General features: G+C 68.8%; 22 protein-coding genes. 9 read left to right on the forward strand and 13 right to left on the reverse strand.

Annotation, left to right across the window (positions count from 1 at the left end; translation table 11 throughout):
- Positions 1-6 precede the first annotated feature (6 nt).
- From V5D55_RS19525 to V5D55_RS19540, 4 genes are read right to left on the reverse strand one after another with little or no spacing between them, the layout of a single operon-like run.
- Positions 7-1,083, reverse strand: coding sequence for an ABC transporter permease (locus V5D55_RS19525; RefSeq protein ID WP_435746320.1), 1,077 nt, complete (start codon positions 1,081-1,083; stop codon positions 7-9).
- A complete protein-coding gene (locus V5D55_RS19530; RefSeq protein WP_435746322.1) occupies positions 1,080-2,162 on the reverse strand; it encodes an ABC transporter permease in 1,083 nt (360 codons plus the stop codon). The genes V5D55_RS19525 and V5D55_RS19530 overlap by 4 nt, the downstream gene beginning before the upstream one ends.
- Positions 2,159-3,670, reverse strand: coding sequence for a sugar ABC transporter ATP-binding protein (locus V5D55_RS19535; RefSeq protein WP_435746324.1), 1,512 nt, complete (start codon positions 3,668-3,670; stop codon positions 2,159-2,161). Before V5D55_RS19535 ends, V5D55_RS19530 begins: the two co-directional genes overlap by 4 nt.
- Positions 3,667-4,776 (reverse strand): Gfo/Idh/MocA family protein, encoded by a 1,110-nt coding sequence (locus V5D55_RS19540; protein WP_435746326.1) that lies wholly within the window; start codon positions 4,774-4,776, stop codon positions 3,667-3,669. The genes V5D55_RS19535 and V5D55_RS19540 overlap by 4 nt, the downstream gene beginning before the upstream one ends.
- Before the next feature lie 114 nt (positions 4,777-4,890).
- Between V5D55_RS19540 and V5D55_RS19545 the strand changes: the two genes are divergently transcribed.
- Complete coding sequence (locus tag V5D55_RS19545; RefSeq protein ID WP_435746328.1) at positions 4,891-6,087, forward strand: ROK family protein; 1,197 nt, start codon at positions 4,891-4,893, stop codon at positions 6,085-6,087.
- Positions 6,088-6,136: 49 nt separating this feature from the next.
- Here the strand turns inward: V5D55_RS19545 and V5D55_RS19550 are convergent, their stop codons facing one another.
- Positions 6,137-7,267: a Gfo/Idh/MocA family protein gene (locus tag V5D55_RS19550; protein WP_435746330.1), complete on the reverse strand. Its 1,131-nt coding sequence runs from the start codon at positions 7,265-7,267 to the stop codon at positions 6,137-6,139.
- Complete coding sequence (locus tag V5D55_RS19555) at positions 7,267-8,073, reverse strand: sugar phosphate isomerase/epimerase family protein (protein WP_435746332.1); 807 nt, start codon at positions 8,071-8,073, stop codon at positions 7,267-7,269. The genes V5D55_RS19550 and V5D55_RS19555 overlap by 1 nt, the downstream gene beginning before the upstream one ends.
- A gap of 107 nt (positions 8,074-8,180) precedes the next feature.
- On the opposite strand from V5D55_RS19555, the gene V5D55_RS19560 reads away from it, so the two are divergent.
- From V5D55_RS19560 to V5D55_RS19570, 3 genes are read left to right on the forward strand one after another with little or no spacing between them, the layout of a single operon-like run.
- Positions 8,181-8,786, forward strand: coding sequence for a TetR/AcrR family transcriptional regulator (locus tag V5D55_RS19560; RefSeq protein WP_435746334.1), 606 nt, complete (start codon positions 8,181-8,183; stop codon positions 8,784-8,786).
- 40 nt (positions 8,787-8,826) lie between these two features.
- Positions 8,827-9,459, forward strand: a complete 633-nt coding sequence (locus V5D55_RS19565) for a DUF4166 domain-containing protein (RefSeq protein WP_435746336.1) — start codon at positions 8,827-8,829, stop codon at positions 9,457-9,459.
- A complete protein-coding gene (locus V5D55_RS19570) occupies positions 9,456-10,424 on the forward strand; it encodes an epimerase (RefSeq protein WP_435746338.1) in 969 nt (322 codons plus the stop codon). The genes V5D55_RS19565 and V5D55_RS19570 overlap by 4 nt, the downstream gene beginning before the upstream one ends.
- 9 nt (positions 10,425-10,433) lie before the next feature.
- Here V5D55_RS19570 and V5D55_RS19575 read toward each other — a convergent pair whose 3' ends face one another.
- Genes V5D55_RS19575 through V5D55_RS19585 form a run of 3 tightly spaced genes read right to left on the reverse strand, consistent with a single transcriptional unit; the run spans position 10,434 to position 12,020 of the window.
- Complete coding sequence (locus tag V5D55_RS19575; RefSeq protein WP_435746340.1) at positions 10,434-10,811, reverse strand: PLDc N-terminal domain-containing protein; 378 nt, start codon at positions 10,809-10,811, stop codon at positions 10,434-10,436.
- A gap of 38 nt (positions 10,812-10,849) precedes the next feature.
- Positions 10,850-11,779 (reverse strand): aldo/keto reductase, encoded by a 930-nt coding sequence (locus tag V5D55_RS19580; RefSeq protein WP_435746342.1) that lies wholly within the window; start codon positions 11,777-11,779, stop codon positions 10,850-10,852.
- A gap of 43 nt (positions 11,780-11,822) precedes the next feature.
- Positions 11,823-12,020: a helix-turn-helix domain-containing protein gene (locus V5D55_RS19585; protein ID WP_435746344.1), complete on the reverse strand. Its 198-nt coding sequence runs from the start codon at positions 12,018-12,020 to the stop codon at positions 11,823-11,825.
- Between the two features lie 118 nt (positions 12,021-12,138).
- Here V5D55_RS19585 and V5D55_RS19590 point away from each other — a divergent pair, with 118 nt between their 5' ends.
- Genes V5D55_RS19590 through V5D55_RS19600 form a run of 3 tightly spaced genes read left to right on the forward strand, consistent with a single transcriptional unit; the run spans position 12,139 to position 13,558 of the window.
- Positions 12,139-12,516, forward strand: a complete 378-nt coding sequence (locus V5D55_RS19590) for a helix-turn-helix domain-containing protein (RefSeq protein ID WP_435746346.1) — start codon at positions 12,139-12,141, stop codon at positions 12,514-12,516.
- Positions 12,517-12,523: 7 nt separating this feature from the next.
- Positions 12,524-12,928: an ImmA/IrrE family metallo-endopeptidase gene (locus tag V5D55_RS19595; protein WP_435746348.1), complete on the forward strand. Its 405-nt coding sequence runs from the start codon at positions 12,524-12,526 to the stop codon at positions 12,926-12,928.
- Positions 12,929-12,955: 27 nt separating this feature from the next.
- Positions 12,956-13,558, forward strand: coding sequence for a GNAT family N-acetyltransferase (locus V5D55_RS19600; protein ID WP_435746350.1), 603 nt, complete (start codon positions 12,956-12,958; stop codon positions 13,556-13,558).
- A gap of 12 nt (positions 13,559-13,570) precedes the next feature.
- On the opposite strand, the gene V5D55_RS19605 is transcribed toward V5D55_RS19600, so the two are convergent.
- Positions 13,571-13,774, reverse strand: coding sequence for a hypothetical protein (locus V5D55_RS19605; protein WP_435746352.1), 204 nt, complete (start codon positions 13,772-13,774; stop codon positions 13,571-13,573).
- A 618-nt stretch (positions 13,775-14,392) separates the two neighbouring features.
- Between V5D55_RS19605 and V5D55_RS19610 the strand changes: the two genes are divergently transcribed.
- Together V5D55_RS19610 and V5D55_RS19615 are read left to right on the forward strand one after the other, a co-directional pair.
- Positions 14,393-16,234 carry a S8 family peptidase gene (locus tag V5D55_RS19610; RefSeq protein WP_435746354.1) on the forward strand — a complete coding sequence of 614 codons (1,842 nt, stop codon included), beginning with the start codon at positions 14,393-14,395 and terminating at the stop codon, positions 16,232-16,234.
- A 77-nt stretch (positions 16,235-16,311) separates the two neighbouring features.
- Positions 16,312-17,712 carry a threonine/serine ThrE exporter family protein gene (locus tag V5D55_RS19615; protein WP_435746356.1) on the forward strand — a complete coding sequence of 467 codons (1,401 nt, stop codon included), beginning with the start codon at positions 16,312-16,314 and terminating at the stop codon, positions 17,710-17,712.
- On the opposite strand, the gene V5D55_RS19620 is transcribed toward V5D55_RS19615, so the two are convergent.
- The 3 genes from V5D55_RS19620 to V5D55_RS19630 all read right to left on the reverse strand — a co-directional run bounded on the left by V5D55_RS19620 (position 17,681) and on the right by V5D55_RS19630 (position 20,606).
- Positions 17,681-18,733: a hypothetical protein gene (locus V5D55_RS19620; RefSeq protein WP_435746358.1), complete on the reverse strand. Its 1,053-nt coding sequence runs from the start codon at positions 18,731-18,733 to the stop codon at positions 17,681-17,683. The genes V5D55_RS19615 and V5D55_RS19620 overlap by 32 nt on opposite strands.
- Before the next feature lie 40 nt (positions 18,734-18,773).
- The gene (locus tag V5D55_RS19625) at positions 18,774-19,301 is read right to left on the reverse strand and encodes a hypothetical protein (RefSeq protein ID WP_435746360.1); all 528 of its coding nucleotides are present in this window, start codon (positions 19,299-19,301) and stop codon (positions 18,774-18,776) included.
- 267 nt (positions 19,302-19,568) lie between these two features.
- Positions 19,569-20,606, reverse strand: a complete 1,038-nt coding sequence (locus tag V5D55_RS19630) for a methionine synthase (RefSeq protein ID WP_435746362.1) — start codon at positions 20,604-20,606, stop codon at positions 19,569-19,571.

A 20,606-nucleotide genomic window follows, 5' to 3' on the forward strand; every position in this document is an offset into this window, starting at 1 on the left:
GTCGCATTACTGTTCTCCTCTGGTTTCTGTGTGATTGGTGCTGGTGGTTGTGGTGGTGCTGGTGGTTGTGGTGGTGCTGGTGGTTGTGGTTCCTGCGGTGACGAGATCTGGAGACCGTGAGCTGCGCGTGCGCCTGGCGCGGAACGCGACGGCGGAATAGGCGACAGCGGCGATGATGATGATGCCCTGGACGGCGTCGCGGAGCGTCGAGGGGACGCCGGCGATGTTGAGCAGCATGAACAGTGCTTCGAGGGCGAAGGCTCCGGCCGCGGCGGCGACGATCCAGCCGCGACCGCCGCCGAGCACCACGCCGCCGAGGACGACCGCGGTGATCGCGATGAACTCGTAGCCGCGGCCGACGGACGGGTGCACGCCGGCGTAGCCGACGAGCAGCACGGCCGACAGTGTCGCCGACAGCGATGAGATCATGAATGCCCTCGTCGTCACCCACGCGCTGCGGGCTCCGGCATAGTCGACCGCCCTGGCGTTGTCGCCCACGGCGATCAGCAGCTTGCCCAGCGGACGCTTCGTGATCCAGATGCCGAGCGCCAGCCAGCCGGCGAGCAGGAAGACGGCCCACGGGATGAACTCCAGGAAGGGCACGTCGCGGATGCCGCCGCGGCCAATCTCGCGGAAGCTGTCGGCCGGGTTGCCGGTGGCCGCTCCCCCGGTCCACCACATGACCGCGCCCAGAAGGGCGAGCATCATGCCGAGCGTGACGATGAACGAGGGCACCTTGAGCAGGGTGGTGAGGATGCCGTTCACCAGGCCGATGACCGCACCGAAGACGATCATGAGCAGCAGCACCGGGACAGTGCGCGCATCGTCCTGACCGACCAGGTTGCCGGCGATGATCACCTGCGCGGTGATGAGCGACCCCTGGGAGAGGTCGAACTCTCCGGCGATGATCACGAAATACTGGCCGATCGCGACGATCGCGATCGGGGCGACGCGCTGGATGAAGCGCATGAACTGGCCGGGCTCCGCGAAGCTCGGGTTGAGGATCGTGACCGCGATGAGCAGCAGCACGAGAAGGAGGAACACCGCACCTCGAGGGCTGACGAGCGAGCGCAGGACGTTCATGCGCGTCCTCCTTCCGCAGCGGGGGTGGTATCGGCGAGCTGCGAGGCCGCGGCCGCCATCTCTGGTTCCGCCGCCTTGGCAGCGTCGTCCCCTCCGGTCCTCGTCCCGCCGGCTCCGAATCGTGGACGGCGACGGACGATCGCCCGACGGCTGTACACGGCCACGGCTGCGACGATGACGACGCCGCGGACGACGTCTTTGAGGAAGGGGTTCACCTGCATGACGCTCATGACGCTGTCGACGACCGCGAGGATCGCGACGCCGCCGATGGCGCCCCAGATGGAGCCGCGCCCGCCGAGCAGCAGCGTGCCGCCCAGCACCACGGCCGCGATCGAGAGGAGCGCGTATCCGCCCTGCTGGCCGACGGTCGGGCTGCCGACCCCGAGCCTGGAGGCGAGCAGAAGACCGGCGAGACCGGCGAACACCGAGCACAGGACATGCGCGGCGATGAGCGGCGGGCGAGTGCGGACGCCCGACAGCCGGGCGATCTCCGGGTCGCCGCCGACGGCGAAGAGGTGGGCGCCGGTGCGGGTGCGGTTCAGCAGGAACCAGACGAGCACGGCGAGCACGATCATGATGATGGTCGAGACCGGCACCGGTCCGACGCCGGTGGCGCCGATCAGCTGGAACTCCCAGGGCACGGCACCCGCCGACCCCTCGAAGTTCGTGTTGAGGATGCCCTGCAGGATGAGGCCGACGCCGAGCGTCGCGATGAAGCCGTTGACCTTGAGCACGGTGACGATGAATCCGTTGACGAGACCGATGCCCGCGCAGACGAGCAGCGTGACCGCGACGGCCGCCGGGATGTTCCCCGGGTTGCCGTTCATGATCGTGGCCGCCAGCAGGCTGGACAGGCTGATGACGTACGTGACCGAGAGGTCGAGCGAGGCGCCGAGCACGACGAGCGTCTGACCGATCGCGACGAGCCCCAGCACGCTCATCCCGGTGAGGATGTCGCGGATGTTGCCGGGACTCAGGAAGTTGCGCCCCTCGAGCGTGACGAGGACGGCGCCGACGATGAGCGTCAGGATGAGGATGCCGAGGACGATGATCGTCGAGTCGATCCGCACACGCTTCATCGGGCACCTCCCGTGCCGGTCGCCGCACCTGTCGCCGCACCGAGGATCTCGTGCTCGGCGGACCCCGAGGGGAGCTCGGCGACGAGCTCGCCATCGTGCATCACGAGAATCCGATCGCTCATCCCGATCACCTCCGGCAGTTCGCTGGACACCATGAGCACCGCCTTCCCCTGCGCCGCGAGCTCGCGCATGAGCTCGTAGACCGCGTACTTCGCACCGACGTCGATGCCTCGGGTCGGCTCATCGAAGAGCACGATCTGCGGCTGCGTGAGCAGCCACTTCGCCAGCACGACCTTCTGCTGGTTGCCGCCGGAGAGGAATCGCGCCTCCTGGTCGAGCCCGCGCGAGCTGATCTCGAGCGAGCTCAGCACACCGGGCACCTCGCGCCGCGACGCCGATGTGCGACCCGCGAAGACGCTGCGCACGACGAGCAGGGCGTTGTCGAGCACGGATTGACCGAGCGCGAGGCCCTGTGCCTTGCGGTCCTCCGATACCAGCGCGAGCCCTGCCCGGACGGCCGCTCTGGCGCTGGTGATCCGTACCGTCTTCCCATCGATGCGCATGGTGCCGCGGGCGAAGCCCTGGATGCCGAAGACGCCCTCGACGAGTTCGGTGCGGCCCGAGCCCTGGAGGCCCGCGATGCCCACGATCTCGCCGGCCCGGAGCGTCAGCGACACCCCGTCGACGAACGCGTTGCCGCAGCCGTCGAGCTCGAGCCGCGGCTCTCCCACCGTTGTGCCGGCGACCGCCGCGGGGAAGTACGACTGGATCGACCGGCCGACCATGCGGCGCACGAGCTCGTCAGAGGTGAGCGCTGCGGTCTCATCCGTCGAGACGAGTGCCCCATCCTTGAGGATCGTGATGCGGTCGCAGAGGTCGAAGATCTCCTTGAGCCGGTGGGAGACGTAGATGACCGCGACGCCGCGGGACGTCAGCTTGCGGATGATCGCGTAGAGCAGCTCGACCTCGTGATCGCTCAGCGCGGCCGTCGGCTCGTCCATCGAGATGACCCGCGCATCGAACGACAGCGCCTTCACGATCTCGACGATCTGCTGCTCCGCCACGGTCAGCGAGCCGACCCGCGCCTGCGGGTCGATGAAGGAGACGCCGAGGTCGGCGAGGAGCTCGCCGGTGCGACGGATCATCCCCCGCTGATCGACGAAGCCCGCGCGGCGGGGCTCACGACCGAGGTACACGTTCTGGGCCACCGTGCGCTCGGGCAGGAGTGTGAACTCCTGGAACACCGTCACGATGCCGACGTCCATGGCCTGGCGGGGGTGGGCATGGTGCACTGCTTCGCCGCGATACGTGACGGTGCCCTCATCGGCCGGCTGCACACCGGCGATGATCTTCATCAGCGTGGACTTGCCCGCACCGTTCTCGCCGACGAGGCCGTGCACCTCGCCGGGGCGCACGTCGAAGGCGATCCCCTTGAGCACTTCGACACCGAAGAACGATTTGCGGATGCCGTCCACGGCGAGCACCGATGATGTCGTCGTCTCGGTCATGCCGTCACCTCCACCCAGCGTCCGTCATCGGCTGCGGACTCGAGGACCGCTTCGGTCAGCACCGCGGACCGGTATCCGTCCTCGAAGGTCGGCAACCCCTCCGGGTACGCCCCGCTCATCGCGGCATAGACGTCGGCGATGAACCCGTTGAATGCGTCCTGGTACCCCATCGAGTGCCCCGCCGGGACGCGCTGCAGTCGAGCGGAGTCGGGGTCCGATGCCCCCGGATCTCTCAGCAGCAGGCGCGATTCCTCGCGCATGCCGATCCAGAGCTCGTCCGGGCGCTCCTGCTCGAAGCGGATGCTCTGCTGCGAGCCGTGCAGTTCGAGCGTCAGCGCGTTCTTGCGCCCGGCGGCCATCTGCGAGATGAGCAGCGTGCCGAGGGCACCGGATGCCGTCTCGACCAGCACCGCGACGATGTCCTCGGTGTCGACCGCGTGACCGGCACGCTCGGGGAACACCCGGCGGGTGCGGGCGCTCAATGTGCGGATGCGCTCCCCGATCACGAACTCGATCAGGTCGCACAGGTGTGAGCCGATGTCCGCGAAGGCCCGGGAGGCGCCTCCCGAGGCGGAACGCACCCGCCAGTCGTCATCGCTGGAGCGCAGCATCCAGTCCTGCAGATACGAGCAGTCGAGGGTGAGGAGTTCTCCGATGTCGCCGCGCGCGACTCGCGCCCTGGCCTCGCGCACCATCGGGTGGTAGCGGTAGATGAAGGGAACCGCCGTCACGCGCCCGCTCGCCGCCGCGGCGTCGGCGAGCCTCCTGGCGTCCTTCGCGGTCGTCGCCAGAGGCTTCTCACAGACGACGTGCTTGCCTGCGCTCAGGGCTCGAAGAGCCAGATCGGCATGGGTGGCATTCGGCGTGCAGATGTGTACGACGTCGATGTCGGCCGCGTCCAGGAGGGTGGCGGCGTCCGTCTCGGCACGATCCGCGCCCAGGGAGTCGGCTGCGTGACGGCTACCCGAGGCCGAGCGGGTGGCGACGGCGCGGAGCTGACCGCCGGCGTCGCGCGCTGCCGTGCGGTGCACCCGCGCCATGAATCCCCCGCCGAGGATGCCGGCTCGGATCGTTCCGAGGCCGGTGTGAGTGACATCCGTTGTCATGTCGGCGATTCTGACACAGGTCGAGCTACTTTTGCTAGCCCTCCGTCAAAAGTTGTTTGTAACGAATCCGAAGTCAATCGGCAGTGCGCCGAAGTGCTGTGGTTTACTGACGCAATGGTTGACGTTCTCCGCCCGGCCGCGGCGACGAATCCGGGCACGGGCGAGATCTTCCAGATCCTCCGCGACGGGCACGCGCGCACCAAAGCCGAGCTCGCCGCACTGACGGGACTCGCCCGGTCCACGGTCGCGTCACGCGTCGACGCCCTCCTCGCGGCCGACCTCCTGCGCCCCGCCGGGGAAGCCGCCTCGACCGGCGGTCGCCCACCAGCCCGGGTTGCCTTCAATCCCCGCGCCGGCGTCGCCCTCGCGGTCGACCTCGGCGCGACGCACGCCACCGTCGCCGTCGCCGATCTGGCCGGCGTCATCCTCGACGCACGCACCCGCACGATCGACATCGGCGACGGGCCCGAGAACCTGCTCGACACGATCCTGGCGGACGGCGCAGCGCTGCTCGAGTCGTCGGCGACCGCGGGCCTTCCGCTCCTCGGTGTCGGGATCGGAGTCCCCGGCCCGGTCGAGCACTCGACAGGACGGCCCACGAATCCGCCGATCATGCCCGGCTGGGATCGATTCGACGTGCCGGGCTATGTGCAGCGGACCTTCGACGTGCCGGTGCTGGTCGACAACGACGTCAACATCCTCGCCCTCGGTGAGCAGGCGACGAGCTGGCCGCACGTCGACGACCTGATCTTCATCAAGGTGTCGACGGGCATCGGCGCCGGCATCATCGCCGGCGGTCAACTGCAGCGCGGCGCGCAGGGATCAGCCGGCGACATGGGCCACGTGCAGGTGCCGACCGGGGCGGGGTCGACCCGCGAACCGGGCGACGAACGCGACCTCGAGGCGCTCGCGAGCGGCTCCGCCCTGGCCCTGGCGCTGAGCGCCGAGGGCCACGAGGCGCAGAGCGCGTCGGATGTGGTGGAATTCGTCCGCGCGGGGAACGCCGCCGCCATCGAGGCCACCCGCCAGGCCGGACGCGACGTGGGCGAGGTGCTCGCCACGGTGGTCAACCTCTTGAACCCCTCGATCATCGTGCTCGGCGGCAGCATCGCTCGGGCCGGCGAGCACCTTCTCGCGGGCGTGCGCGAGGTCGTCTACCGGCGCTCCATCCCGCTCGCCACGCAGCATCTCGCGATCGTGCAGTCCCAGGCCGGCGACCGCGCTGCCGTGCTGGGGGCGGCCATCATGGTCGCCCAGGAGGTGCTCTCTCCGGCGAACGTCGACCGCTACGTGGCGGCGAAGACGCGCTGATTCCGCGTCTTCGCCGCCCCGCCGGTCACGCCGGTCACTCCGATCACGCTCAGAGCGTGGCGGCGAAGGGGTCGAAGTCCGCGTCGATCGCTCCGACCTGGTCGACGGTGCTCGCGACCGGAACGAAGGTGCGGGACTCCGCCGCCTCCTCGATCGACAGCAGGGTGTCGAGCACGTGGTAGCCGAACTCCCCCGTCGCGACGTGCGGGCGCCCGGCGGCGATCGAACGAGCCATGTCGAGCAGTCCCACGCCTCGTCCGGAGAGCACGCCCTCCTGAACGACGTCGACGATCTCCTGCTCGACGGGCTCCTGCCCGAGCCGGAGAGGACGGGTGATCGAGATCGCACCGCCGAAGTTGTTCGGATCCGGGATCACGATGGTGCCCTCAGTGCCGGTGATCTCGACGATCCCGGTGCGCAGCAGTGGGGAATCGGTGCTGTAGAGGCTCTGCGCCTGCCCACCCTGCTCGAAGTCCATCAGCACGCTGAGGGTCGAAGGGATCTCGACCGGGAACTCCTGGCCCGCCAGCTCGCCGACCTGCACCCGACGCGTGGTCGCCCCCTGCAGCCCCAACGCGGCGACAGAAGCGACCGGACCGAACACGTGCACGAGCGCCGAGACGTAGTACGGTCCCATGTCGAGCAGCGGGCCACCGCCCTTGGCGTACAGGAAGGCCGGGTTCGGATGGAAGATCTCCGGCCCCTGCCACTGGAAGGTGGTCTGCGCGAACAGCGGTCGCCCGATGTCGCCGCGCGCGATCGCTCGCTTCGCGGTCTGCACGCCCGGGCCGAGCACGGTGTCGGGCGCGACGCCGACGCGCAGGCCCGCGGCATCCGCTTTCTCCAGCAGACGCCGGGACTCCTCCCGGCTCACGCCGATCGGCTTCTCGGTCCACACGTGCTTGCCGGAGGCGATGATCGCCTCGGACACCTCCACGTGGACCGCGGGAATGGTGAGGTTGACGACGATGTCGATCTCCGGGTCGTCGAGGACCACGTCGACGCCGCCGGCGCGCGGAACACCGTACTTCTCGGCCTGCGCCTTCGCGCGCTCCTCGATCACGTCGGCCACCGCGATGACCCGCACATCGGGGAAGGTGGTGAGGTTCGACAGGTACTGGTCGCTGATGTTGCCCGCGCCGATGATGCCGACGCCCACGGGGCCGTTGCCGACCGCCATCAGCCGGCGACCTTCTCGTCGAGGTAGACGCGGCTGCGCTCGATGGCGTCGAACAGGTCTCCCTCGTAGTGGTCGAACTCGACGATCGCGAGTTCCAGCGCGGGAGCAGCGGCGATGGCCTCGACGAGCGGCACCGCACCGTCGCCCGCGGGCACCTGGTCAGCCGGCGGATAGGCGTTCACGAGGGCCGGGTCGAGAGTTCCGTCCTTGGCGTGCACGGCGATCACTCGGCTGCCGAGCCGCTCGAGCAGGGCGACCGGGTCGACGCCGCCGCGGGCGACCCAGTAGAGGTCGACCTCCAGCACGACACGCTCGTCGAGCAGACCGGCCAGCACCTCGAGCCCGGTGACCCCGTCGAAGACCGCTTCGAGCTCGTGGGCGTGATTGTGATACCCGACGCGGATGCCGACGGTCTCGCCGATCGCCGCGGCCTCGTTCAGCAGTCGAGCGGTCTCCTCGATCTGCGCGACGGACTCCCAGCGGGCGGGCTCCGTGTAGGGGTCGATGACCGTGTCCATGCCGAGCACCTTCGCCGCGGCGAAGACCTCGGCAGGCGAGGGCACCGGCAGCGTCGTGCCACTGCCGTCGGGGTTGACGAACGACTCCGACGCGAGGAACGCGTGCCCCGACGGCGCGGAGAGTCCGGCGGCCGCGAGCGCATCGGCCAGCGGTGCGGCACGGCGGACGAAGTCGTAGGGCTCGACCGCGGTGAACCCGCGCGCGGCGACCGCGGCGAGCGAACCCTCGAGGTCGGCCTCCAACTCGTCCTTGATCGTGAACAGCTGGATGGAGGTCTGAATCGTCATCGGTCGTGCTCCTTCAATCGTCGGCGACGTGCGGGCGCAACACCCGACGGCAGCACGCTAGCACCAAATACCTCCGTGCGGAAGTTTTCATTCGCTAGACTTCGAGGATGCCGGATGACGAGGACCGTTCACGCCAGCGGGGCGCGTATGCCAAGGGGATCGCCCGACGCCAGGAGATCCTGGATCGCGCCATCGAGGTCTTCGCCGAACGCGGCGCCGACCGCACCAGCCTCCGCGCGATCGCCCGCGAGGTGGGGGTCACCCACGCCGCACTCAGCCACTATTTCGGCTCACTGGAAGAGCTTCTCGTCGCCGTGTACCAGGAGAGCAACGCGCCCGCCCACCGGCACGAGGTCGTACCCGAGGACGCGACGCCTGTCGAACGGATGATCACCTCCGCTCGCACCAACCGCTCGGTGCCCGGCCTCGTACAGCTGTACTCGACGCTGGTCGCCTCAGCGCTCGAGGACGGCCACCCGGCGGCCCGCGAATTCGCCACCGTCCGGTTCGCCGAGCTCCGTGCCGGGATCGCCGATGCCGTGCGGCAGCAGCAGGGCAGCGGACGCATCCGTGACGACGTGGATCCAGACGCTGTCGCCGCCCTCGTCGTCGCGGCATCCGACGGCCTCCAGACCCAGTGGCTGCTCGACGACACCGCCCCGCAGCACGAGGCGCTGGCACTCCTCGACCGCCTGCTCCGGCCCGCGAGCTGACGCGAGGCGGCGGCTCTGGGCGGGCTACGCTCGAAGGGTGATGTCCGCGCCGCAGTCCCCCTACGCCAGGTCCCTCGGCGATCGGATCGACGACCTGCACCCGAGGCTTCAGGAGTACTTCCGCGGCGTCCCCGATGGCTCGGTCGGCATCGGAGAGGGCGTCTTCCACCGCGTGGGCACCCCTCGCCGCTGGCTCCGGCCGATCCTCCGCGTCCTGGAGCGGCGGGGCGTGGTCCCCGCGACGTGGGAGCACGATGTCCCGTTCCGCGTCGAGAACCGGACGGTCGCCTCCCGCGCGATCGGCGAACGCACCTTCCACCTCGCGCGCGGGGCGTGGGTCATGCATGACGCCGTCGCCCTCACCCGGCACGGCCGGATCGTCGACGAGCTCGGCGAGCCGGGGCTCATCGCCGCCTGCTTCGACGTGGACACGCATGAAGGCGGTGTACGACTTACCAGCCGTGCCGTCGGGTTCCGTCTCGGACGCCTCCGGGTCCGCGTCCCGCAGCTGTTGTCTCCGGTCGTCCGCGTCACCGAGCGATTCGACGACGCCCTCGACCGCCAGCACGTCGCGCTGACCATCGATGCGCCGATCCTCGGCCGGTTGTACGAGTACAGCGGCGACTTCCGCTACCGCATCGTGCCGTTCGAAGAGAAGGAGACAGGCGAATGAGCGCAGGGACGGTCGTCATCGGAGGATCCACCGGGTTCATGGGGCAGTTCCTGCGAGCGCGACTGCAGGCGGCCGGCCGCGAGGTCATCACGATCTCTCGGTCCGGCGCGGACATCCGCTGGACCGAGCAATCGGCGATCGATCGAGCCGTCGATGGCGCATCGCTCGTGATCGGCCTCGCGGGCAAGAGCGTCAACTGCCGCTATACGCCGGAGAACCGTGCGGAGATCTTCCGCTCGCGCCTCGAGACCACGGCGTCCCTGAGCGCCGCCATCGCGCGAGCCGCTGCCCCACCCGCGCTCTGGGTGAACTCCTCGACCGCCACGATCTACCGGCACGCGGAAGATCGCCCCATGACGGAGTCGACGGGCGAGATCGGTACCGGGTTCTCCGTCGACGTCGCCAAGGCCTGGGAGAAGGCGCTGTTCGCCGACGACCTCCCCCCGACGCGACGGGTCGCCCTGCGCAGCACCATCGTGCTCGGCGACGGAGGGGTGCTCGGTCCGGTCAAGCAGCTCACGCGCCTGGGGCTCGGCGGCGCCCAATGGGACGGACGGTGGCCGATCAGCGCTGCCCGCCGCGCGGCGGGAACAGCACATCTCCCCGGAGCGCGACGAGGCCGGCAGCGCTTCAGCTGGGTGCACATCGAAGACGTCGCGCGCATCATCGAGTTCCTCGAGCGGACCCCGGAACTGGACGGGCCGGTCAACGCGGCGGCGCCCAATCCGGTCGACAACACCGAGTTCATGGCGACCGTCCGGCGAGTCCTCGGGTCGCGCATCGGCGTGCCGATGCCGCGCTGGATGCTGGAACTCGGCGCCATCGGCATGCGCACCGAGACGGAGCTGATCTTGAAGAGCCGCTGGGTGCTGCCAGAGAAGCTCACCGCCGCGGGCTTCGAGTTCCGCCACCCCACCCTGGAGGAAGCCGTCCGCGCCTCGTTCGATCGCGAGACCGCGGCGTAGTCGCTCTGCCTAGGCCGTCGACCCGGTCGAGGACTCGCCGTCGCGGCGGCGCCTCTCGAGTTCCTCGCGCAGCCGCCACTCTTCGATCTCACGGTCGAGGTCGGCGATCTGCTGCTCGGTCGTGCGCACATCGGCCGGCGGGGCAGGCCGCGTGTCTACAACCCCCGCCGGTCGCTCGGCGCGCCGCATCCGCGGGATCGGGATGCCGGCTTCGCCGTACTCGCGGCCGATGGCGAACCACAGGATGCTGCCGATCAGCGGCAGCAGGATCACGATGATGATCCACGCCATCTTCGGCAGGTGCTTCATCTGTGATTGGTCGCGCGTGATGATGTCGATCAGCGCGCCGATCATCAACGCGATGACGAGGAGCGAGAGCAGCGGCATGAGTTCAGGGTAGACGACGACGGACGAGCGCGCGCGCCCTAGGGCAGAAGGTGCCCGCCGGCACGGAACAGCTCGTACCATTCCGCTCGGGTCAGCTCGATGTCTGCTCCCACCGCCGCATCCCGCACCCGCTCCGGCGTCGTCGTGCCGAGGACGACCTGCATGTGCGCCGGATGCCGCGTGATCCATGCCGTCGCGATCGCGATCGGAGTCACGCCGTAGGACTTCGCGAGCCGGTCGATCACCTCGTTGAGCTCGGCGTACTCCGGGTTGCCCAGGAACACCCCGGTGAAGAAGCCGCCCTGGAACGGCGACCACGCCTGGATCGTGATGCCGTTGATGCGGCAGTACTCCACGATGCCGCCGCCGTCACGGACGACGCTCTGCTCCTCGCCTGCCATGTTCATCGCGATGGGCTGCGCGATGATCGGAGCGTGCGTGATCGACAGCTGCAGCTGGTTCGCGATCAGCGGCTGCCGGACGGCGGTGCGCAGCAGATCGATCTGGCGCGGCGTGTGGTTGGAGACGCCGAAGGCTCTGACCTTGCCGGCGGCCTCGAGCTCATCGAAAGCGCGAGCGACCTCCTCGGGCTCGACGAGAGCATCCGGGCGGTGCAGCAGGAGCACATCGATCCGGTCGGTGCGCAGCGCCGCGAGCGAGCCCTCGACCTGGGCGATGATGTGCTCGTAGGAGAAGTCGAACATGCCCTCCGCCGGCACGATGCCGCATTTGGTCTGCAGCACGATCTCGTCGCGCTCCGATGCGCTGAGCTGCAGCGCATCGGCGAAGCGCGCCTCACAGAAGTGCATGCTCCCGCCGTAGATGTCCGCATGATCGAAGAAGTCGATGCCCGCGGTGCGGGCCGCGGCGTAGAGATCCCGGATGAGCGCGTCGTCCTTGTCGTCGATGCGCATCATTCCGGCGATGACGGCGGGGGCGGTGGCTGATCCGAACGGCACGGTCTTCATGCGCTCCACGCTACCGCGCGGCGCCGTCGCTACAGGCGCGTTGCTACGGCCGCGCGGTCGGCATAAGCGCCGCCACGGGAACGTCGAGGGCAGCGGCGATGTTCGCGAGGTCGACCATGGTGAACTCCTCGTGCGCCAGCAGCTTCGATCTCAATACGGAGCGATCGATACTCGCCTCCGCCGCCAGCCAATCGACGGGTCGCCCGATGCGTTCCAGCTCGGTCGCAATGGTTGAAGACACCAAATGACACCCTTTCGACCTCATCCGTCGACACTAGCTCCTTGGACGGATGCATTCAAGCCGCATGCAAGCCAATATGACGGCATATTGGCTTCACCACGGTGCTATGGTGAGCCAGATGAAGACACCCGCCGAGCAGTTCAACGCCGCAGTCGGCCGGCAGTTGCGCGCAGAGATCGCGGCCTCGAGAAGCAGTATCGCCGGAATGGCGCGCACGATCGGCATCGCTCGCAGCGCCCTGGACAACTACGTGACCGGCAAACGCGCAATCCCCGTACCGGTGGTCTATTCCATCTGCGCCGCACTGAGCGTTGAGCCGCACGTGCTCGTCGCCAGAGCCGAAGAGCGACTGCAGTCCGACGACGGTGAACGCACCGCACGAATCAGCGTGCTCCGGCGCAGCCCCAATGTCTCCGGCCCACGCAAAGATATCCCCGAGGTCGCATTCGAATCGCACCTCCGGCACGACGCCGACACGGACGATCTCTACGAATAGAGGAATCATGCATCCGCTCCTCCGCCTCGCAGAGGAGCACGGCGTGCGCATCATCGAGCGGTTCGGCCCGACCCGGGGCGGCTTCGAACCGGCATCCCGCACCATCCGCCTGAATCCGGGCATGAGTGCGCGCACCACCCGCAGCGTGCTCGCCCACGAACTGGGTCACGCCGCGCTCGGGCACGTCCCGGCGACCTCGCCGACCATCAGGGCACAGCAGGAGCGGCAGGCCGACGAATGGGCGGCCTGCCGACTGATCACCCCGCGCGCCTACGCCGAGGCGGAGAACGCTCGGGGCCCGCATGTGGCGAGCCTCGCGTTCGAGCTCGACGTCACGATCGAGCTCGTTCTGGCGTACCAGCGACGCCTCCGACGGAGCGGCGAGGGGACTCTCCGCTTCACGGCCGCGTGACCGCATCGCGCCTGCTTGAATGACGGCATGGCTTTTCTCGTCTCCCCCGCGCCCGTCACCCTCACCGGCGAACTCGTCGAACTGCGCCCGCTCGAGCCCGGCCACATCGACGGCCTCGTCGAGGCAGTGCAGGAGGGCGATCTGTGGAAGACCGCGTGGTACACCTCGGTCCCGGCACCCGACGGCGTCGCCACCGAGGTCGCACGGCGCATCTCCCTGATCGACAAGGGCGAGATGGTGCCGTTCACGGCATTCGACGCGAGCGGGCGCATTCTCGGCCTGACCTCGTACTACGACATCGCCGCCGATGTACCGAGACTGCACATCGGGTACACGTGGAACCGCCCTTCGGCGCACGGCACGGGGACCAACGCGGAATCGAAACTGCTACTGCTCCGGCACGCGTTCGAGACCCTCGGGGTGTACCGGGTCGGCCTGACCACGCAGTGGGTGAACTTCCAGTCGCGTACGGCGATCGAGCGCCTCGGCGCCAAGCAGGACGGCGTGATGCGCGCCGTGAGCCGCTACCGCAACGGCGCCCTGCGCGACAGCGTCGAGTTCTCGATCATCGAGCCGGAATGGCCGGCAGTGAAGGCCAACCTCGAGGCGAGACTGGCTCGGCGGCGCTGAGGCCGCCGGCGGTCACTCGGTGGGGCTGCCCGACCAGTTGTCGTGTCGGCGCGTGGCCGAACCACGCTGGCGCATGACGAAGGCCAGGGAGAGGCTCGTGATGAGCAGCCCGGCAATGAAGAAGATGGCCTGGAAGTCCTCCATCGACTGCGCGAAGGCCATCATCCAGATGCCTCCGAGGAAGAGCACCAGGAAGAAGATGAAGCTGAGGATCACGGGAACTCTCCTGTCGTAGCGGCCGCCTTCTAGCGTACCGCCCGCCGACGGCGTGCCAGCGCAGACCGATGCCGAGGGAACCCGGCCCGGCACCCGTGTGATGTGGCCTCTTCTTCATCGATGTACGCCTCATCTCGACGCCCTCCACGGAATATATTGGTTCCAGTCCATCAATCCGCGATCCCTGTCGCTGTCTGCGATGCCCCCAGACCCTTGATATTCCGCGGGTCCCGGCAGCGTCGCTCTTTGGGGCCTGACTTTCGGCTCGTCGCGTCACCCAAAAGGTGGGGTTGACGCTGTTCGAACACGCCCTTTAGGTTCAGTCGCGAAGCGCTCACCACCCCGGCCACCACCGGAACGCCACCCCAGCGGCGTTCCCGATAAGAAGGACAATCCGACCTCCCGGTCGGGCCCGATCATGGTCTCGCAGGGACCTGATCCTGCCCGTCGCAGAGCGCCATCGCCTCCTCCGAGGCGCCCCTCGGTGCCGTCGCGCCCATCCCGCGCACGGCGCCGACCCGAACGTGTCCGCTCCCCAGGGCGGACCGCTCGCTGATCCCCATGGTCAGCGAGGGGCGTCGACGCCGACGCCTTCTCACCCCAGAGAGAGGAACACCCTTGTTCACTGACACCCCCGGGCGCAGACTTGCGCCGCGAGGACTCGCCGCGACGGCGGCGGTCCTCACCTGTCTGACGCTCGCCCTGACGCCGTCGTTCGCCGGCGCGACCACCGATTCGCCCGACGCGCCGGAGATCGTCGGCGCGGGTTCCCCTGCGGCGGTCGAGGGCGAATACCTCGTCGTCCTCAAGCCGCAGGCGGGAATCGGCGCGGCCGACGACATCGCCTCGACGCTCTCGGATGCCGTCGGCGGCGAAGTCCTCGACGTCTTCAACACTGTGCTGGACGGCTACTCCGCCAAGCTCAGCGAAGAGCAGGCGCTGGCGATCGCCGCCGACCCCAGGGTCGACCATGTCGAGCAGGCGCAGAAGGTGTACGCGATCGGCGAGCAGGTGAATCCGCCGAGCTGGGGCACTGACCGCGTCGACCAGCGCGACCTGCCGCTCGACGGACGCTACAAGTACCCCGACTCGGCCAGCGCCGGCGTCAACGTCTACATCGTGGACTCCGGCATCCGCCTGACGCACTCGGAGTTCGCCGGGCGCATCCGTCCCGGATTCGATGCCGCCACGCCGGGCGGCAACGCGAGCGACTGCAACGGTCACGGCACGCACGTCGCCGGCACCGCGGTCGGCTCGACGTACGGCATCGCCAAGAAGGCGACCGTGTACCCCGTCCGTGTCCTCGACTGCAGGGGTGAGGCGCTCAGCACCACCATCGTCGCCGGCATCGAATGGGTCGCCGAGAACGCCGTGCGTCCTGCGACGGTCAACTACAGTGTCGGTTGCCGCACCGCCTGCTCGATCCCCTCGATCGACGCCGCCGTGAAGAACGTGGTCGCCTCGGGCATCACCTGGGTGTCCGCGGCCGGCAATGCGAACGACAACGCGTGCCGTTTCAGTCCGCAACTCGTGCCGGAGACGCTCGTCGTGGGCAACACGACCCGCACCGACGGCAAGGCGCCGACGAGCAGCTGGGGCAGCTGCCTCGACGTCTGGGGTCCGGGAACGGACATCCTGTCTTCGTGGTTCACGGGCGACACTGCGGCGGCGACCTCGACCGGGACCTCGATGGCGTCACCGCAGGTGGCAGGCACGACCGCGCTGTACCTCGGCGCGAACCCGACCGCCACGCCGGCGCAGGTCCACGCCGCGATCGTCGACAACTCCACGCCGGGCAAGGTCACGGGGCTCGACTCCGCGTCGCCGAACCGCCTGCTCTACACGGGCTTCCTCAACGGCACGACCACGCCGACGCCGACGTCGGTCGATCTCGCGGCGATCGGCGACAAGACCGGCACCGTCGGCCAGCCCTTCACCGCGTCGGCCAGTGCGACCGGCGGAACCGCGCCGTACACATTCTCGGCGACCGGCCTGCCCGCCGGCCTCGCGATCAACGCCTCCACTGGCGCGATCTCGGGCACGCCGACGGCGGCGGCCACGTCGACGGTCACCGTCACGGTGCGCGACGCCGGCACGCCGGTGACCACGGACACGGCGACGTTCGCGCTCACTGTCACGGGCGGCGGAACGAACCCGAACCCGAGCACCTGCACCGGCACCACGGCGAGCGCGGGAACCCTGGCTGCCCGGGCGCAGGCGACGTCAGCATCCTTCGCCCGGGCCGCCGGCCCGGTCGAGGTGTGCCTCGACGGGCCGACGGGCGCGGACTTCGACGTCTACCTGCAGAGGAACTACTCCTTCCTGGGCTGGATGACGGTGGCACAGGGCGTGTCGAACGGACCTGATGAGAAGTTCACCTACAACGCGAGCGCCGGTTCCTACCGGCTCGTCGTGAAGTCCGACTCCGGCTCGGGGGCGTACACCGCGACCGTGAAGTAGTCAGAACCGATGAACGGCGGATGCCGCGGGGCCCAGCCCCGCGGCATCCGTCTGTCTCTCGGGAGAGAATGGAGACCATGTCCCCGAAATCCTCCCGGCGACTGCTCGCCTCCGTGCGCCGGATCGTGCATACGGATCCCTCCTCTGTCGCTCCGACGCAGGCCCTGCCTGTGATCGACGAGGGCACGGTGCCCCGCGTGCTCGATCTCTCCACGCGCATCGGGGAATCGATGTTCGCCGTCGGCGCGTCAGCGCACGAGGTGACGCTCGCCATCACCCGCGTGTGCGACGCCTACGGCCTCAAGGACGTGCAGGTTGACGTCACGTACAACTCGATCACCGTCTCCTTCCACCTCAGCGGCGAGGTCTGGCCGGAGACGCTCGTGCGAGTGGTGCGCGTGGCCGCACCGGATCACGCCAAGCTCCAGCGCATGCAGGCTCTCGTCTCCGACATCAGAGGGGGCATGGATCTCGCGTCTGCGCGAACCGCGTTCCGGGTGATCCGACGGATGCCGTTCCGCTATCAGCAGTCCGTGGTGGTCGTCGCCCGCGCGCTGCTCGCGGTCGGCGTGAGCATCCTCCTCGGCGCATCGCCTCTGATCGTGGGGTTGACCTTCATCGCCGCACTCTGCGCGGCCATCACTCAGGCCGCACTCGCGCGACTGCGTGTACCGCTGTTCTTCAGCCAGATCGCCGGTGGATTCGTGACGACCGTCGTCGCCGTCGCGGTGTCGGCGCTGGGTGCGGCCGGGATCGAGCCCTTCGAAGGCATCCGGCCGTCGATCATCGTCGCCTCCGGCATCGTGCTGATGCTCGCCGGCCTCACGGTGGTCGGGGCGGCGCAGGACGCGATCGACGGATTCGCACTGACCGCCGGCGGCCGCATCCTCGACCTCACGATGCAGACCCTGGGCGTCGTGATCGGCATCCTGGTCGGTCTGGAACTCGGCAACGTCCTGGGGTTCACGATGGAGCTGCCGGTCGACCCGGCACCCTTCGGTCCTCTGCCCGGTGTGTTCGCGGGAGCGGCGATCATCGCCGTCGCGGTGGCCGTCTTCAATGGCGCGGGAATCGGGATCATCCTGGTGAGCGCGCTCCTCAGCGCGATCACGATCGGCGGCTACACCCTCGCGACCGCGCTCAATCTGCATCCGGCGGCGGCGAGCGCGATCGGCGCCCTTCTCGCGAGCTTCATCGGAGTGCTGATCGCGCACAACCTGCACGTCCCTTCGGTGGCGGTGACGACGGCCGCGATCGTGCCGCTCGTGCCTGGAGTGGCGGTGTTCCAGGGACTGCTCGAGATGGTGCACACCGGCGGCGCCGCCTCCGACGTCATCGGTGCCGGGAGCTCGCTCAGCTACGCCGCCGTGATCGGCGTCGGGCTCGCCTCGGGAGCATCGCTGGGGCTGTATCTCGGCACCCCGGTGCGCGCGACGCTCGAAGGCGTCACTCGGACCCGGTCCCGCGCGCGGCGCTGACGCCTCCCGCAGTCGACTCTCGTCGGAAGGTGACGACGTCTTTGCGGCGGGACTCCTGCAGGGACAGCCCCGCCAGCTCGAGCCGACGGAACACGCGGCGGGGCAACGGGGGCAGTTCGGCGGAGAAGCCGGTGGGCGGCTTCGCGAGTCCGGTGATCAACGAGATGTCGGCGCCTGCGCCACGAATCTCGATGCGCGCGTAGTCACTGCGGGTGCGCCAGAGCAGCAGCTCCAGTTCGCGGTGAGGGATCACCTGCATCTCGTCACCGACCTGCACGCGCAGCTCGTCGTTGCCGAACGCGACCGTGCACTGCACCGTGCGGCGGCGCAGCACCGCCGTGAAGACGAGATAGGCGGGCAGGGCGATCAGAACGCCGACGAGGATGATCATCAGTCGCGGACCCAGGCGCATCACGATGTCGTCGAGGGCGATCAGCAGCAGAAACGCCCCGGTGCCGCCGACACCGACGATCACGATGATCGCAATGGTGAGCGCACGCATGCGGAGCTCGATCGCCGGGAAGCGGACGGCCGATCCGTCGGCATCCTCCTCCTTCACCCACACAGGCGGCACCGGGAGAGGCCTCTTCTTCGCGTCCCGACGGGTGAAGACGTCGCTGACGCGGGCGATGAGTCCGAGCCAGATCCACCCCGCTGCCGGAATCGCCGCCAGCTGCAGCACGAGCACGACTCCTCTCGCCGATTCTGGCAACGACGAAAGCGCGTCTTTGCCGAACTCGACGACGATCATCAGGGCCGCCCCCAGGAGCACGGCGACTACGACGTGCAGGACCGCGCCGGTGCGCCGCGACCGCAGCCGGAAGGTGGCGTTCACGAAAGAGAAGCCGAAGCACCAGCCGCCGACCAGCATCAGCAGGAACGGGAAGAAGCTCAGGTCGTCGCCGGCCAGCGTCGCCGTGATCGCTCCGGCCAGTAGCAGAGTCCCCCAGGCGACGGGGCTGAGCAGGAGCCGCCGCCAGAACGGAGGGCGCAGAGCCGTCGAGAGGGCGGTATCGGTCATCGAGGCAATCCTAGGACGCGTCCTCACGCAGATCGGTGGCTCAGCGGGGAGGAAGCTCGGCGAGACGTTTCCGCCAGTAGTCGAGTTCGTCGTCCCAGCGCTGGCGCCCGCTCCCGGCAGCGATCTCGCCAGCGGCGTCGAGCCACCAGGCGGCAGAGACCTGATCGCCCGCCGCGCACGCGAGTGCACCGAGCGCGAGCTCAGGCGGGTCGATCTCGTACCGCAGCCGCTGCGCTATCCGGTCGAGGAACCAGTCAGACCCATGCCCGCCGAAGTCCGTCACGAGGATGTCGAGCCGGAAGGCGGTCACACCCTTCGCGCCGATGCGCTCAGCGGGACCGTCCTTCGGGTGAAGGTCCGGGAAGAGCACTCCGTACCTCGGGGCCACCCAGCCGTCGCCACTCGAGTAGAAGTCGACGACATCCACCCGCGATTCGGCGAAGCGTCTCCACACACGGCCGGAGTTCACGAATCCGAGTTCCCTCAACGTGTCGTTGACGTGGGCTTCCAGCATCCTGTCGACCTCGGCGTCGACCACCCTGCGGTTCTCGATTCCCTTGAGCCGCACCGCGATGGCCTTGTCACGCTTGATCTCCGCATCGCGGATCGCGGCGCGCGCTACGCCCTCAGGCCCCAGGGCCGCCCCGATCTTCTTGACGAGGTCGCGTCGACTGAGGTCCTCCAGCAGGCGTTCGAGTTCGGCGGTATCAGACGAGGTCGCGCGGGACGCGAGCGTGTCGATCGCCGCGGTGGAAACCCTGAGCGCGAGGGAGTCCGTGCTCGGCGGCCGGGTCGCCGCTCCCCGTCGCGCCAGCGCACCCAGCGGATGAGGCGGTCAGGCCGTCACCGCGGCGAGCTCCTCGCGAAGGAGGGCAGCGCCCGCGCTGAGCGCGCCGAGCTTGCGCCTCGCGACGTCGCGAGACAGCGGCGCCATTCCGCAGTTCGTGCTCGGGATCAGCTTGTCCGCGTCGACGAAACGGAGCGCGTTCCGGAGGGTGTCGGCGACTTCTTCGGGAGTCTCGATCGCGTCGCTTGCGACATCGATGGCTCCGAGCATGACCTTCTTGCCGCGGATGAGCTCGATCAGGTCGAGAGGAACGTGGGAGTGGTGGCTCTCCAGCGAGACGGTGTCGATGCTCGAGCGCTGCAGCAGCGGGAACGACTTCTCATACTGCCGCCACTCCGGTCCGAGGGTCGCCTTCCAGTCGGTGTTCGCCTTGATCCCGTATCCGTAACAGATGTGCACCACGGTCTCCGCGCGGAGTCCTTCGGCCGCTCTCTCGAGCACCGCCACGCCCCAATCCTGCACATCGTCGAAGAAGACGTTGAACGCCGGCTCATCGAACTGGATGATGTCGACCCCCGCCGCCTCGAGGTCCCTCGCCTCCTGGTTGAGGATCGTCGCGAACTCCCAGGCCAGCTTCTCGCGGCTCTTGTAGTGGCGATCGTAGAGGGTGTCGATCATCGTCATCGGGCCGGGCAGAGCCCATTTGATCGGTCGATCGGTCTGCTGGCGGAGGAACTTCGCATCGTCGACGAACACGGGCTTCTCGCGGCCCACGGCACCGACGATCGTCGGCACGCTGGCGTCGTACCGGTCGCGGATGCGCACCGTCTCCCGCTGGTCGAAATCGACGCCGGAGAGATGCTCGATGAACGTCGTGACGAAGTGCTGGCGCGTCTGCTCGCCGTCGCTGATGATGTCGATGCCGGCGAGCCGCTGCTCCTCGACGGCGATCCGCAGCGCATCCTGCGTGCCTTCGACCAAGGCATCGCCTTCGAGCTTCCACGGAGACCAGAGGGTCTCGGGCTGGGCGAGCCACGACGGCTTCGGCAGACTGCCGACGAGGGAGGTGGGAAGAAGCGTGTTCAC

It is taken from the genome of Microbacterium sp. PMB16 (genome assembly GCF_051294855.1).
GTDB lineage: Bacteria > Actinomycetota > Actinomycetes > Actinomycetales > Microbacteriaceae > Microbacterium.